This window comes from Mesorhizobium loti (assembly GCF_013170705.1).
Lineage (GTDB): Bacteria > Pseudomonadota > Alphaproteobacteria > Rhizobiales > Rhizobiaceae > Mesorhizobium > Mesorhizobium loti_D.
Genome location: NZ_CP033334.1, coordinates 1,440,394 through 1,453,207, shown reverse-complemented (window position 1 = coordinate 1,453,207; position 12,814 = coordinate 1,440,394). Strand labels below are relative to the sequence as shown.

The 12,814-nt window shown below is 63.5% G+C and carries 17 protein-coding genes; 3 read left to right on the top strand and 14 right to left on the bottom strand.

What is annotated here, in order from left to right:
• Positions 1-7 precede the first annotated feature (7 nt).
• The 5 genes from tolR to ybgC all read right to left on the bottom strand — a co-directional run bounded on the left by tolR (position 8) and on the right by ybgC (position 2,557).
• Complete coding sequence (tolR, locus tag EB815_RS07065) at positions 8-460, bottom strand: protein TolR (protein ID WP_056575440.1); 453 nt, start codon at positions 458-460, stop codon at positions 8-10.
• A 10-nt stretch (positions 461-470) separates the two neighbouring features.
• Positions 471-1,181, bottom strand: a complete 711-nt coding sequence (gene tolQ / locus EB815_RS07060) for a protein TolQ (RefSeq protein WP_056575438.1) — start codon at positions 1,179-1,181, stop codon at positions 471-473.
• 366 nt (positions 1,182-1,547) lie between these two features.
• Positions 1,548-1,751: a type II toxin-antitoxin system RelE/ParE family toxin gene (locus tag EB815_RS07055; RefSeq protein WP_245303370.1), complete on the bottom strand. Its 204-nt coding sequence runs from the start codon at positions 1,749-1,751 to the stop codon at positions 1,548-1,550.
• Positions 1,741-2,016 (bottom strand): type II toxin-antitoxin system ParD family antitoxin, encoded by a 276-nt coding sequence (locus tag EB815_RS07050; protein ID WP_056575433.1) that lies wholly within the window; start codon positions 2,014-2,016, stop codon positions 1,741-1,743. The genes EB815_RS07055 and EB815_RS07050 overlap by 11 nt, the downstream gene beginning before the upstream one ends.
• 58 nt (positions 2,017-2,074) lie before the next feature.
• On the bottom strand, positions 2,075-2,557 hold the full coding sequence (gene ybgC / locus EB815_RS07045) for a tol-pal system-associated acyl-CoA thioesterase (protein ID WP_056575430.1): 483 nt from the start codon (positions 2,555-2,557) through the stop codon (positions 2,075-2,077).
• A gap of 146 nt (positions 2,558-2,703) precedes the next feature.
• Here ybgC and EB815_RS07040 point away from each other — a divergent pair, with 146 nt between their 5' ends.
• Positions 2,704-3,954 carry a glycoside hydrolase family 5 protein gene (locus tag EB815_RS07040; protein WP_056575427.1) on the top strand — a complete coding sequence of 417 codons (1,251 nt, stop codon included), beginning with the start codon at positions 2,704-2,706 and terminating at the stop codon, positions 3,952-3,954.
• Between the two features lie 33 nt (positions 3,955-3,987).
• Here the strand turns inward: EB815_RS07040 and EB815_RS07035 are convergent, their stop codons facing one another.
• The 6 genes from EB815_RS07035 to EB815_RS07010 all read right to left on the bottom strand — a co-directional run bounded on the left by EB815_RS07035 (position 3,988) and on the right by EB815_RS07010 (position 8,649).
• Positions 3,988-4,884, bottom strand: coding sequence for a metallophosphoesterase (locus EB815_RS07035; protein ID WP_056575424.1), 897 nt, complete (start codon positions 4,882-4,884; stop codon positions 3,988-3,990).
• Between the two features lie 148 nt (positions 4,885-5,032).
• On the bottom strand, positions 5,033-6,070 hold the full coding sequence (gene ruvB / locus EB815_RS07030) for a Holliday junction branch migration DNA helicase RuvB (protein ID WP_010912034.1): 1,038 nt from the start codon (positions 6,068-6,070) through the stop codon (positions 5,033-5,035).
• Between the two features lie 43 nt (positions 6,071-6,113).
• A complete protein-coding gene (gene ruvA / locus EB815_RS07025; protein ID WP_056575421.1) occupies positions 6,114-6,734 on the bottom strand; it encodes a Holliday junction branch migration protein RuvA in 621 nt (206 codons plus the stop codon).
• A gap of 13 nt (positions 6,735-6,747) precedes the next feature.
• On the bottom strand, positions 6,748-7,257 hold the full coding sequence (gene ruvC, locus EB815_RS07020; protein WP_056575418.1) for a crossover junction endodeoxyribonuclease RuvC: 510 nt from the start codon (positions 7,255-7,257) through the stop codon (positions 6,748-6,750).
• A 95-nt stretch (positions 7,258-7,352) separates the two neighbouring features.
• Positions 7,353-7,886 (bottom strand): DUF1465 family protein, encoded by a 534-nt coding sequence (locus tag EB815_RS07015; RefSeq protein WP_056575417.1) that lies wholly within the window; start codon positions 7,884-7,886, stop codon positions 7,353-7,355.
• A gap of 382 nt (positions 7,887-8,268) precedes the next feature.
• Complete coding sequence (locus EB815_RS07010) at positions 8,269-8,649, bottom strand: hypothetical protein (RefSeq protein WP_056575414.1); 381 nt, start codon at positions 8,647-8,649, stop codon at positions 8,269-8,271.
• Positions 8,650-8,984: 335 nt separating this feature from the next.
• Between EB815_RS07010 and EB815_RS07005 the strand changes: the two genes are divergently transcribed.
• Positions 8,985-9,536 (top strand): DUF2269 family protein, encoded by a 552-nt coding sequence (locus tag EB815_RS07005; protein ID WP_056575412.1) that lies wholly within the window; start codon positions 8,985-8,987, stop codon positions 9,534-9,536.
• A gap of 32 nt (positions 9,537-9,568) precedes the next feature.
• Here EB815_RS07005 and EB815_RS07000 read toward each other — a convergent pair whose 3' ends face one another.
• The 3 genes from EB815_RS07000 to EB815_RS06990 all read right to left on the bottom strand — a co-directional run bounded on the left by EB815_RS07000 (position 9,569) and on the right by EB815_RS06990 (position 11,742).
• Entirely contained in the window at positions 9,569-10,339 is a 771-nt protein-coding gene (locus EB815_RS07000; protein WP_056575411.1) for a sulfite exporter TauE/SafE family protein, read from the bottom strand.
• Between the two features lie 130 nt (positions 10,340-10,469).
• Entirely contained in the window at positions 10,470-11,198 is a 729-nt protein-coding gene (locus EB815_RS06995; RefSeq protein WP_056575410.1) for a class I SAM-dependent methyltransferase, read from the bottom strand.
• A gap of 97 nt (positions 11,199-11,295) precedes the next feature.
• Positions 11,296-11,742 (bottom strand): Lrp/AsnC family transcriptional regulator, encoded by a 447-nt coding sequence (locus EB815_RS06990; protein WP_056575409.1) that lies wholly within the window; start codon positions 11,740-11,742, stop codon positions 11,296-11,298.
• Between the two features lie 132 nt (positions 11,743-11,874).
• On the opposite strand from EB815_RS06990, the gene EB815_RS06985 reads away from it, so the two are divergent.
• On the top strand, positions 11,875-12,780 hold the full coding sequence (locus tag EB815_RS06985) for a DMT family transporter (RefSeq protein WP_056575407.1): 906 nt from the start codon (positions 11,875-11,877) through the stop codon (positions 12,778-12,780).
• The last annotated feature ends 34 nt before the right edge of the window (positions 12,781-12,814 follow it).

The window sequence follows — 12,814 nt, the reverse complement described above, 5'->3', positions numbered from 1 at the left end:
CTCGCGTCTATTGATCCTGTTCCTGCAGCGAAACCAGGCCGATATTCTTGTAGCCGGCAGCCGAAATACGGGCCATCACCTTCATCGCCGTGCCATAGTCGGTGGCCTTGTCGCCACGGATGAAGATGCGTTCCTCATAGCCGGTCTTGGAGATCGCCTGCAGCTTGGCCACCAGGTCCTCGATCGGGATCTCGGTTTCCTGGAGATAGATCTGGCCGGCGGCATTGATCGAGACGGTGATCGGCTGCGTGTCGGCATTCATGGCCTTGGCCTGTGTGTCGGGCAGGTCGATCGGCACGCCGACCGTGAGCATCGGCGCCGCGACCATGAAGATGATCAACAGCACCAGCATGACGTCCACCATCGGCGTGACGTTGATCTCCGACATCAGCCCATGGTGGCGGCCGCGCCGCCTGTGGCCGCGCCCGCCGCGTCCCGACATGCCTACGGACATACCCATTAGTTACTCCTCAGGCCTTCGGCGCGACTTTTTCATCGATTTGGCGCGAGAGTATGGCGGAGAACTCGTCGGAGAACCCTTCCATGCGCACCGCGAGCTTGCTCGCATCGGATGACAGCTTGTTGTAGGCAATGACGGCCGGGATGGCTGCGAGCAGGCCGATCGCCGTCGCCAGCAACGCCTCGGCGATGCCGGGCGCGACAACCGCGAGGCTGGTGTTCTTGGAGCCGGCAATGGCCTGGAACGAGGTCATGATGCCGATCACGGTGCCGAACAGGCCGATGAAGGGGGCGGCCGAACCGGTGGTGGCGAGGAAGCCGAGGCGCCCCTCCAGCTTCTCCATCTCGCGGGTCAGAGCCAGGTCCATCGCCTTGTCGATGCGGGTCTGCAGGCCGAGCGGCGTCTTGGCGCCCTTCTCGAAGCTCTTCTTCCATTCGCGCATGGCGGCGACGAAAATGGCGCCCATGCCTGACGTCTTGCGGTCGGCGAGCGTGCGGTAGAGCTCCTCCAGCGATTGCCCGGACCAGAAGACCTGCTCGAAGCGGTTCAGCGCCAGCCGCATGCGGCCATAGGCAACCAGCTTGTCGATGATGATCGCCCAGGTCCAGACCGAGGCGCAAAGCAGCCCGATCATGACCAGCTTGACCACCCAGCTGGCCTGCATGAACAGCGACCAAATCGACAATTGCGCGCCCGGATCGGCGAGTGCGATATTTTCCATCGTTACGTCCTTAAGATTTTCCGGGCGAAGCTGGCGGCTGGCCCATGGCATCCCTTGTGGTCGGTTCGCACGCAGCTACCGGACACCCCAAACCGTGCCGTTGTCGGCCTTTTCAGGGCAAATATTGGTGAAAGGAAGGCGCCGGATTGCGCCGATCTTCACCAATCTCTTCATGAACCGTTATGGTTAAGGATGGGTTAGTGAATAAGGCGCGGCGCATTGCCGCGCCCAGCGGCGGAGCCGACGCACTTCCGCAGGCTAGGAGTCCGTTTCGTCCACGTGGGTGGGGTAATCCTGCCCGCCATAAAGGATACGCAGGATGAGAACCCGCTCTTCGTGGACCCGGAAGAGGATCGACGCGCGCCGTTAAAAGCCGACGACACGGATTCCGGATCCGATGGCATCGCGAACGATGCCACGTTCCGGGAACGTGGATAGCGCCATGCACGCCGCCTCGATGCGATCGATGTAGCCACCGGCACGCGCGGCACCGCTTTCCTTTTCGATATAGTTGTAAATGGCAAAGAGGTCGGAACGCGTCGAGGGTCTGAAAACGACCTTATGCCTCACGCTTGGCGACCTTCATGCGGTCCGCATGGTGCTGGCGCAATGCCTTGAACACATCCTCGGCCGGGATATCCGGGCGCGAATCGTCCAGAGCTTCCTGCACCTTGGCTCGCATGATGGCGATGATGACCTGCTCCTCGCGGTCAAGGGCGCGAAGCGCGGCACGCATGACTTCGCTGGCGGACTCGTACGCCCCCGACGCCAAGCGGGCGTCGAGGCTGCTCTGCTGGCGTCCGAGCGTCACGCTTATGGGTTTGCTGGTTCTCATGGCTACTGCCTTCCTTGTGTTACCCTTGTAGCACAAGGTATGACACTGTCATACTATTTCAATCAGCTGAAGCACGAGACCTTGGCATGAACGCTGCCACCCATTCCTTGGGAAAGCGCCGCGGCCGGCCATTCTCGCCGATGATCGCCGCCTCGACCCTGGCTTCGACCAGCACCTCGTCGCCGCGCTTGAGCTGCTGCGCCATGAAGATGCGCGCGCCGGAAATGGCGTCGGTGCGGGTGTCGATGGTCAAGATGTCGTCGATGCGGGCGGGGACGCGGAAGTCGATCTCCATGCGGCGCACCACCCAGACGATCTTCTCGCCATGCTTGCCGTCGGCGAGTTCCGTGTGATGCACGCCGGTGAGCCTGAGATAATCGGAGCGGCCGCGCTCGAGGAATTCGAGATAGCGCGCGTGATAGACGACACCCGAGAAATCGGTGTCGGCATAGTAGACCCGCGCCATCAGCCGGTGGCCAAACGCCGTCAGCGCGCCGGAAAGGCCGGCCAGCAGCGTCACTGATTCACCATGATCGCCCATTGCGCTTCCTTTTTCAGTCGCGGCGAGGCACCAGTTCCGCGCGTGACCTCGGGCAAACGGTTTTCTGTCTGTCCAGAGACCATGCTCCAGAAAGAAATAGATCAGGAAGACGGTTTCAACCAAACGTCATCCTGATCTGACATCGGATGGCACTGTTGACGGCGATGATCAAGAGTTTGATGGCGGTGCTGCTGATGCTGTCGGCCTTGGCGGTGCCCGGCCAGGCCGCGACCTTCTCGATGAAGCGCGGCCTCAACCTCGACCAATGGGTCACCTGGCCCGGCGAGGACCGGTGGAGAGATGCCAAGGCCATACTGCCTTATCCGGAATGGCGCAAATTCCTTCAGGAGGATGACCTCAAGGCGCTGAAGGAAGCGGGCTTCGATTTCCTGCGCATGCCGGTCGACCCCTCGCCTTTCCTGTCCGACCAGACAACGGCGCTGCGCGACGACCTCTACGCCAGCGTGCTGGACTCGGTGCGCATGATCAACCGCGCCGGCCTCAAGGTGATCGTCGACATGCACCTGATCCCGGCCGGCGGCAGCCGCAAGATCGGCATGGCGCAGGTGATGGACGATCCGCGGACTTTCGACAGCTACGTCGACACGATACGCACGATGGCACGCACCCTGGCCGGGGAGGACCCTGAAAAGGTTGCCTTCGAGCTGATGAACGAACCGATCGTCGACTGTGACAGCGCGGGCACCAGCCTCTGGCCGGACCGCCAACGGAAATTGTTCGCCGCGGCGCGATCGTCGGCGACGAAGCTGACCCTGGTTCTGACCGGCGCCTGCTATTCCGCCGCCTCGTCGCTGGAGAAGATCGATCCCAAGGCGATCCCTGACGACAACGTCATCTGGACCTTCCATTCCTATGATCCATTCCTGCTCACCCATCAGGGCGCGACCTGGGCCGGCGACTTCATCCCCTATGTGACCGGCCTGCCCTATCCGCTGACGTCGGTGCCCAAGGCGCGGCTCGACGTGACGCTGGACACGATCCGCGCCCGCATCAAGGCCGAGGCGCCGTGGACGCGGCGGAGCGGCCTGCTTGCCTATCTCGACGAGCAGGTCGCGAGCATGGACAGTCCCGCCAAGCTGGTTGGCCTGATGGACGCGCCATTCAACAAGGTCGAGGCGTGGGCCAAGGCCAACGGCATCAAGCCGGAAAACATCACCCTGGGCGAGTTCGGCATGATCCGCCAGGAATACGGCAATGCCTATGTGATGCCGGCCGAATACCGCGCCGCCTATGTCAAGGACATGATCGCGCGCGCCGAGGCGCATGGTTTCTCATGGTCGGTGTGGAGTTATGGTGGCGCCTTCGGCATCGTCGACGCCTTCAACGGCGACAAGGCCGAGCCGGACGTGATCGACGTGATCCGGTCACTTCACTAGAGCAGTTCCGGGAAACAAAGAGCTGTATTCAAATCAACCGAGGTCGATCTGCAGGATTTCCGGCCTCATGCCGAAACGCACCGGCAGGATGCTGAAGCCGAGCCCACCCGAGACGATCAGATTGCGGTCGTTCTCGACAACATGACCATAGGCGTAGCGATTGCCGAAACGCGACGGCACGACGGGCGAATAGCCGAACAGCCGCACCTGCCCGCCATGGGTATGGCCCGACAGGGTCAGCGAAACGCGCCATGGCACGGTCGGAAAAATATCAGGCTCATGGGCGAGCAGGATGATCGGCGCGCTGTCACCGACCTTGGCCAGCGTGCCGTCGAGATCGTCGAGCCCCTTGCACGGGTCGCCCCTCCTGGCCGGCAACAACGCCAGCTGGTCGGCCAGACCGGCGATCCAGACGCCATGACCATCCTTCTCCAGGCGCACGACATCGTTCTCCAGCACCGGGATGCCGACTTTCTCCAAGGCCTTGCGTGCTATGATCGGCCCGGCTCCGGCGCGCTGCGCGAAGCCATCGCTCCACCAATCGTGATTGCCAAGGATCGACAGCACGCCGAGCGGCGCCTTGAGGCCCGACAGCGCGGACGCCCATTGCGACGGCGTAACCGGCCCCGTCACCAGCGGCATGCCCGCAATATAGTCGCCAAGCAGCAAGATCAGGTCGGGCTGTAACGCGTTCGCATCGTCAACGAGCGAGGCAATTCGTTCCTGCGTCATCCAGGGCCGGCAGGCATGGATGTCGGCAAATGCCACGACCCGCAGCTTCAGGCCATCAGGCCAGTGCGGCGGCGTCAGCGCGTAGCGCTTCACATGCGCCAGCAGCATCGGCTCGATGCCGGCCGCGTAGGCGCCAAGCGCGACAGCCGTCAGGAAAGACCCGCCGATGAAGCGCAGGAACCCGCGTCTGCTTATCATTCAGTGGCTCCGGCACATGGATCGCGGCGGCATGCCGCGAGACAGTGCCGATAAAATCCACGATTGCGCCGGCAAATCGGCAAAGGCGAGCAGATTTTGCGCATTCACGCATGCTTGATCACTGGTCCGGGAACCAGCGCCTGCGTACCTACTCTTCCTGGAACAGGTTGATCTGCTGCTGCGCCAGGTCCTTCGGCGCATCGAGACCGAGATGGCGCCATGCATTGGCCGTCAGCATGCGGCCGCGCGGCGTGCGCTGGATGAAGCCCTGCTGGATCAGATAGGGCTCGATGATGTCCTCGATGGCGTCGCGCGGCTCCGACAGGCCGGCCGCGATCGTCTCGATGCCGACCGGTCCACCGCCGAAATTGCGGGCGATCATGGAGAGGTAGCGGCGGTCGAGCGCGTCGAGCCCGAGCGCGTCGACCTCCAGCCGTGTCAGCGCCTCGTCGGCGATCAGGCGGTCGACATGACCGTCGCCGGCGACCGAGGCGAAATCGCGCACGCGGCGCAACAGCCGTCCGGCGATACGCGGCGTGCCGCGCGCGCGCCGCGCGATCTCCAGCGCGCCATCGTCACCGAGCGGCATCTGCAGGATGCGCGCGCCGCGCCGCACGATCTGCTCCAGCTCCTCGACCGTGTAGAAATTGAGCCGCACCGGAATGCCGAACCGGTCGCGCAGAGGATTGGTGAGCAGGCCAAGCCGCGTGGTGGCGGCGACCAAGGTGAAACGGGCAAGGTCGATCTTGACCGAACGCGCCGCCGGGCCCTCGCCGATGATCAGGTCGAGCTGGAAATCCTCCATCGCCGGATAGAGGATTTCCTCCACCGCCGGGTTCAGCCGGTGGATCTCGTCGATGAACAGCACGTCGCCTTCCTCGAGATTGGTAAGCAGCGCGGCAAGATCGCCGGCCTTGGCGATGACCGGGCCGGAGGTCGAACGGAAATTGACGCCGAGTTCGCGCGCCATGATCTGTGCCAGCGTCGTCTTGCCCAGCCCCGGCGGCCCGACGAACAGCACGTGGTCAAGCGCCTCGTTGCGGCCCTTGGCGGCCTCGATGAAGACCTTGAGATTGGCCCGCACCGCCGCCTGGCCGACAAAGTCGGCAAGCGTTTGCGGCCGCAAGGTCTGGTCGGCGTCCTCGCCGCGTTTTTCCGGAGCAATGAGACGGGGCGACAGGCTCATGCTGCCTTCCTCGCATAAGGCAGAGGACCGGGCAAGCGAGCCCTCACCGCGCCAATTCCTTCAGCCCGAAGCGGATCAGCTTCGAGGCATCCGCGTCCTCGCCCGCCGTCTTCAACGCCGCGGCAACCGCATTGGCCGCGGTGTCGCGCGAATAGCCGAGATTGACCAGTGCCGAGACCGCGTCGGTGATCGGCGCGGCTGCCACGCCTTCGCCGAGCTCCTGCTTCAGGCCGATGGTCCCGGAGGCCGAACCCGCATAGGCCGGCGCCTTGTTCTTCAACTCGGTGACGATGCGCTCGGCCACCTTCTTGCCGACGCCTGGGGCGCGCGAAACCATGGCGATGTCGCGCAGCGCGATCGCATTGGCGAGGTCGGCCGGCGCCAATGTCGACAGGATGGCCAGCGCCACCTTGGCACCGACGCCTTGCACATTGCTCATCAACAGCCGGAACCATTCGCGCTCGAGCGCCGACTGGAAGCCGTAAAGCCGGATCATGTCCTCGCGCACATAGGTCTCGATGAACAGCACCACCGCCTCGCCGGGCGAAGGCAGGGCGGCCAGCGTGCGCGCCGAACAATAGGCGACGTACCCGACGCCGTGCACATCGACGAGGCAATGATCCTCGTCGATCTCATCCAGCGTGCCCTTGAGCTTGCCGATCATTTCCAGCAGCCTCTCATGACGCAAGCGCCATCCGATAGGCGGCGCTCTGCCGGTGATGCGCGTGGCAGATCGCGATGGCCAGCGCGTCGGCGGCATGTTCTGTATCGAAGGTCGCCTTCGGCAGCAGCACCTTCACCATCATGTGGATCTGCTTCTTGTCGCCATGGCCGACGCCGATCACGGCCTTCTTGACCGCATTGGGCGCGTATTCGGCGACGACGAGGCCGGCCCGCGCCGGCACCAGCATGGCGATGCCGCGTGCCTGGCCAAGCTTCAGCGTCGCCACGGCATCCTTGTTGACGAAGGTCTGTTCGACGGCCGCCTCATGCGGCATGGCCGCATGCAGGACTTCGGCGAGCCCGTCATGCAATTGGCAAAGCCGCGTCGCCAGCGCCGCCTTGTCCTCGGAGCGCACGGTGCCCGAGGCAACGAAGCGCAACGAATTGCCGAGGCTCTCGACGATGCCCCAGCCGGTGCGCCTGAGCCCCGGATCGATGCCAATGATGCGAATCGCGTCCCCCATCCGGTGACTTTACCCCCTGGGCGGACAGCGATGCCAGCGAAATGTGAACAAACCGGAAACAGCGGCCTGTCGAGCCGGAAAATTTCCGAAGTCGCCTAGTTGCGGGCGAACGCCGTATTGAGCAGGCTGATCTGATCCGAAACCGGATTGGGCCGGCGGCTCAACGGCTGCATGTCGACCACGGCGCCGTCGCCGTAGATTTCGTCATCCATGCGGCGCACCAGTGCCTGCAGGCGAAGCGAGCGGCTGACGAGGTCGAGGAAATCCTCGGGCAGTTCGGCCCAGCCGGCGGCTTCGTCATGCGCGGAAGCGGTATCGAGGCGGACCTTGGACTTTTCCGACGCGACCTGGTCCCGGGTCATTTCACCCGAATTCGCCGCGCGCTGCAAAAGCAACCAGGAGGCGACCTGCATCAGCCTGGTGGTCAGCCGCATCGATTCGGCCGCGTAGAGCGTGGCCGCCAGCCGCGACAGTTTCTTGGCCTCGGCGCGGCCCTTCCCATCAAGATATTCCGCCGCCTGTTCGACCAGTCCCATGCCTTCCTGGTAAAGCGGTTTGAAGGAGTGCGAAAAAACCCGGCGTTCCGCCAGCTTCACGGTTTTCGCGCTGCCCTTCGAAGGCTCGTTCATTGATACGCCCCTGCACTTGCGACCGGCCGATTCGGTTCACTGCCGATACACCCGGCACCCTATATAACTGAAGCTTGAAAATGCGCTTCGCCGGGGGTGAAGGCAAGCACATGTTTAACAGAAGGTTAACAGCCATCCGCCGCGCGGGGTACCGCCGGAATGCGGACAAAAAAAGAGCCGCGGATAAGGCGGCTCTCAGGAGTTTAACAGGGAGGCGTCAAACAAAGTGGCTCCAACCACTCGGTAAGAATCCAGATCACTGGATACGCATAGTAAACGCCTGTAAAGCTTAATGAACCTTTAACGGCCCCTAAGTTTTTTGATCGAACACCCGGTTCCTGTGCCGTAACAGCACAGGCCGGAAGTCCGCATCCGGCTCTGCTCAGGCCTTCTTCCAGACCACCGGCAAGGAGATGAAGGCAAACAGGAGCATGCCTGCATAGAAGCCGATCGAAGCGATCCCCAGCAGCGGCTCGATCGCCGGATTGCCGGCAAGCAGGATGTAGAGGCCGATCATGAGCCCGATCCCGCTGATTGCCGTCAGCCAGAAGTGAACGACGGCGATCGTCTTTTGCGCGACAGCCGGAAACAGATGGTAGAAGAAGGCGAAGACCGCCGACATCAGCCAGCCGGCCACCATCGTATGGGCGTGGGTCGGCATCTGGCCGTGGTCTTCGCTGATGGCCATGTGAATGCCGAGCGCCATCCCGCACAACGAATAGATGATGGCCAGCGTGAAGAAATTCCGTGCTACCCCTTGCATGCTTGTCCCCTCGAAATGCCTTTTCCCGTTTTCGGGAATGGGTTGATCGTCAGGCGATTTCCGTCGCCACCGGGCTTCCGGCTCGGCGCACTAGCATCGGCAATGTTTCTGGACGATGTCGCGCCGCCCCTTCCCGCACTTCCCACGATAGCAGAAAATGAAGCCGCGCATCGGCCTATGTCGAGAACCGGTGCCGGCCGAAAACCGCCGAAACAAAAGCTGTCTCTTCGCGACATCGTTCCGAAACAGGCGCCACGCTAAACGCCCGCTCCTCTGACGGCTGGCGGATATCCGCTCCGCCGCGAAAACCACCAGAAATACCCCAGGAGCAACCGATGGACTGGTATTCGATCGTCAAATTTCTCCACATCGTCTCGGCCATCTTGTGGGTCGGAGGCGGCTTCGTGCTGTTCCTGCTCGGCGTGCTTGCCGAGCGCGCCGGTCATGTCGAGGACAAGCTTCAGGCGATGCGTGCCAGCGGGCGGTTGGGCGGGTGTTTCTTCGCGCCGATGTCGATGCTCACCCTGATCTTCGGCGTCATCATGTGCGGCTTCTGGGTCGGCTTTTCCGACCTGTGGGTCATCATCGGCCTGGTCGGCTACGCCACGACCTTCTCGATCGGCATGTTCATCTTCAAGCCGACCGGCGAGCGCATGGGCGCGATGATCGCCAGGGACGGCGTCACGCCGGCCGTGCTTGCCATCGGCCAGCGCATGATGAGCGCGGCGCGATTTGACTATGCGGTGATGCTGGTGATCGTCGCCGACATGGTGCTCAAGCCGACCACGCATGACATCGGCATCCTCGCCGGCATGGCGCTTGTCATGGCAGTCGGCGCCATGCTGGCCCTTGGCGGCAACCGTCGCCTCGTGCCCAGCGCCGCCTGACCCCTTGACGGTGAGAGCGGCCGCCTCGCCTGCTACATCAGGCCTGCGAGGCCGTCCCACAGCAGCTTGACCGCCACGACGGCCACGGTCGCGTAGGTGAAGGGATAGAATATCTCCGGCCGCATGCGCCGCACCAGCCAGGCGCCGGCGATGGTCGACAGCGGCGCCAGGGGCATCAGCACGGCGGATGCCGTCAGATTGGCGGTGTCGAACTGGCCGAGCGCGAAGTAGGGGATGAGCTTCAACGCATTGGTCGCGGCAAAGAAGATCGCGGCCGTGCCCGACAGCACCTTCGGGTCGAGGCGGATCGGCAGCGCATAGACTTGGAAAGGCGGGCCACCGACATGGGCGACGAAGCTGGTGAAACCGGCGACCGTGCCCCAGATCGCGGCGGCCACGCGGTTGGGTTCGGCGGCATGGTCGGAGCCGTGGCGGAACTGCAGGTAAAGCCAGCGCAGCACGAAGATGATGGCGACGGCGCCGATGATGAGCCGCACCGCCTCCTCGGTGACGAGCGCGGCCGTCAGCCAGCCGAGCCCGATGCCGATGACGGCGCCCGGCATCATATCGACCAGCATCTTGCGGTCGTAGACGCCCCACCACGTCCACACCGAGACAATGTCCATCAGGCACAGGATTGGCAGCAGGATGGCGGCCGCTTGCACCGGCGGAATGGTCAGCGCCATCAGCGGCACGCCGACGAAACCGACAGCGCCGCCGAAACCGCCCTTGGACAGGCCGACCAGGATGACCGCCGGAACGGCGGCCGCATAGAACCACGGATCGAGAAGCAGGCCTGACATGGGAGGGACTGGTCTGGAGGGAAAGTGCGTCGCCGCCTGAATAGCTCAGAATCTTCAGCGGAGCGACAGCAAATCCAGACATGGCGCGTCTGGCCAGCAGCGCCTTGTCCTTTCGACTATCCTATCGACCCTATCGACGCGCCGAGACCAGCAGGAACATCGGCCGCTCGAGTTCTTCGGCCAGTTCGGGCCTGGCCGCGACCTGCGCATCCGTGGGCCGGAATTCCTCGACATGCCCGATCGTGAAGCCGGACTTGATCAGCGCGTTGAGCGTCGTGCCGATGGTGCGGTGGTGTTTCACCACGCCCTTGGCCAGCCAGTCTGTTTCGCGCGGACCTTCCACCAGATAGCGATCGACAGGCCATGTCCTGCGGCCCTCGGCGTCGATCACCCAGCCGGGCCTGGTCGGGGCCATGTAGATCGGATGTTCGGTGGAGAAGACGAAATGCCCGCCGGGCGACAAGGCCTGGTGCACCATGCTGAACAGGCGCGCCACATCCTCCACATAGTGCAGGGCAAGCGAGCTGTAGACGAGATCGAATCCGCCTGGCGGCAGGCTGAGATGGTCGAGGTCGGCCCGCTCATAGGCGATGCCGGTGTCCGGGCCGACGGCTCTTGCCCGGGCCAGCATCTTCTCCGACAGGTCTAGCCCAAGGACGTGGCTCGCTCCGTGCTCATGCGCCCAGCGGCAGAACCAGCCGAAACCGCAGCCGAGGTCGACGATCCGCAGGCCGCCGACTTCAGGGAGCATCGCGCGCAGCGCCGGCCATTCGGCGGCACCGTCCAGGCCTTCGATCGACCGGCCAAGCTGGCTGTAGCCCGCGAAGAACTCCGGCTGGTCGTAGATATTTTGCGCCATGTTTTCTTCCTCGTCTCTCAGCCAATCATCTGGCGGAAGACCGACATTTGGTGGACAAGCCGCGCATTCCCACCCCGGCCTTGCGGAGTCAAGACGATCAGGCCGGTACCCCGAGCGGTGGCGGCCGCCGCCGGATCGGCTGCGCCTTGATGATGGCGGTGCTTGTCTCGGCCTTGTCGGCAATGCGGTCGAGAATGCCGTCGAGCTCGCCGATGGAGCGCACGAACAGACGGGCGACGAAACAGTCGTCACCCGTCACCTTGTCGCATTCGCCAAACTCGGCGATCTCCTCGATCAATTTCTGGACGATGTGCAGCTTGCCCGGCAAAGGCTTGATGCGCACGATCGCCTGCAGCGTATAGCCGAGCGCCAGAGGATCGATCTCGACGGTGAACGCCCGGATGACGCCGCGCTCCTCGAGCCGCCGTAGCCGCTCCGAAACGCTCGGCGACGACAGCCCGACCTGGGCAGCCAGGTCCTTCAGCGAGGTCCGTGCATCGCGCACCAGGATTTCGAGGAGGTTTCGGTCGAGATCGTCCAGCATTTCAGATTTCTCACAGATTCGCGGCAGCAGCCTAATATAATTAGGCCATCTCTGGATACGACCTTTTCTCCAAGATGGAAAGCTGGCACCTCGCATGAGATTATGACGCCTCAACGGGCTCAGAGGTCTATCATGAACGATATGGTACGCGGCACGGTCGAAATGTCGGCCGCAATGGCGATCCTGGGCACGATCGGATGGTTCGTCATCATGTCCGGCCAGCCGATCATGGACGTCGTGTTCTGGCGCTGCGCGTTCGGCGCGGCGACCCTGCTTGTCATCTGCACTTCGCTCGGCTTGCTGCGCGACAGGCCGCCCCTGCGCATCATCGGCCTGGCCGCGCTTGGCGGCGCGGCCATCGTCGTCAACTGGCTGCTTCTGTTCGGCGCCTTCTCGCGCGCCTCGATCTCGATCGCCACCGCCGTCTACAACACCCAGCCCTTCATGCTGGTCGGGTTCGGCGCGCTCTTCTTCGCCGAACGGCTGACGCTGGCCAAGCTGACCTGGCTGACAATAGCCTTCGTCGGCATGGTGCTGATCGTCGAAGCCGCCCCTGACGCCGGCGATGTCGGCACCAACTATTTTGCTGGCATCCTGATGGCACTGGCCGCGGCCTTCTTCTGGGCCGTCGCGGCCATCGTCACCAAGAAGCTCAAGGGCACGCCGCCGCATCTGATCGCGCTGATCCAGGTCTGCGTCGGCGTCGTCATGCTGGCCCCCTTCGCCAATCTTTCGCATCCTCTCACCGACCCGTGGAGCTGGGCCATGCTGGCGACGCTGGGCATCGTCCACACCGGCCTGATGTACATATTGATGTACGGCGCCATCCAGAAGCTGCCGACGCATCTGCAGGGCTCGCTGTCCTTCATCTATCCGGTCGTCGCAATCCTGGTCGACGTCATCGCCTTCGGCCACCGGCTGCATCCGAGCCAGGTCGTCGGTGCCGCAGCCATCCTGATCGCCGCGGCCGGCATGAATCTCGGCTGGTCTTTGTGGAAGCCGAAACCGCGCGTCACGAGCCCCCAGCCGATCGAGTAGGGTCCGCCCGCTGGCTCCCCGCCGGCAAAAATCG

Bases quoted from the DNA above. Each gene is read 5' to 3' on its own strand.
- EB815_RS07010 (WP_056575414.1), bottom strand. From the start codon at position 8,649: ATGCAAGGGGTAGCACGGAATTTCTTCACGCTGGCCATCATCTATTCG.
- tolR (WP_056575440.1), bottom strand. From the start codon at position 460: ATGGGTATGTCCGTAGGCATGTCGGGACGCGGCGGGCGCGGCCACAGG.
- tolQ (WP_056575438.1), bottom strand. From the start codon at position 1,181: ATGGAAAATATCGCACTCGCCGATCCGGGCGCGCAATTGTCGATTTGG.
- ybgC (WP_056575430.1), bottom strand. From the start codon at position 2,557: ATGGGCGATCATGGTGAATCAGTGACGCTGCTGGCCGGCCTTTCCGGC.
- ruvC (WP_056575418.1), bottom strand. From the start codon at position 7,257: ATGGGGGACGCGATTCGCATCATTGGCATCGATCCGGGGCTCAGGCGC.
- EB815_RS06995 (WP_056575410.1), bottom strand. From the start codon at position 11,198: ATGGCGCAAAATATCTACGACCAGCCGGAGTTCTTCGCGGGCTACAGC.
- EB815_RS07035 (WP_056575424.1), bottom strand. From the start codon at position 4,884: ATGATAAGCAGACGCGGGTTCCTGCGCTTCATCGGCGGGTCTTTCCTG.
- ruvA (WP_056575421.1), bottom strand. From the start codon at position 6,734: ATGATCGGCAAGCTCAAGGGCACGCTGGATGAGATCGACGAGGATCAT.
- EB815_RS07050 (WP_056575433.1), bottom strand. From the start codon at position 2,016: ATGAGAACCAGCAAACCCATAAGCGTGACGCTCGGACGCCAGCAGAGC.
- EB815_RS07005 (WP_056575412.1), top strand. From the start codon at position 8,985: ATGGACTGGTATTCGATCGTCAAATTTCTCCACATCGTCTCGGCCATC.
- EB815_RS07040 (WP_056575427.1), top strand. From the start codon at position 2,704: ATGGCACTGTTGACGGCGATGATCAAGAGTTTGATGGCGGTGCTGCTG.
- EB815_RS07015 (WP_056575417.1), bottom strand. From the start codon at position 7,886: ATGAACGAGCCTTCGAAGGGCAGCGCGAAAACCGTGAAGCTGGCGGAA.
- EB815_RS06985 (WP_056575407.1), top strand. From the start codon at position 11,875: ATGAACGATATGGTACGCGGCACGGTCGAAATGTCGGCCGCAATGGCG.
- ruvB (WP_010912034.1), bottom strand. From the start codon at position 6,070: ATGAGCCTGTCGCCCCGTCTCATTGCTCCGGAAAAACGCGGCGAGGAC.
- EB815_RS06990 (WP_056575409.1), bottom strand. From the start codon at position 11,742: ATGCTGGACGATCTCGACCGAAACCTCCTCGAAATCCTGGTGCGCGAT.
- EB815_RS07000 (WP_056575411.1), bottom strand. From the start codon at position 10,339: ATGTCAGGCCTGCTTCTCGATCCGTGGTTCTATGCGGCCGCCGTTCCG.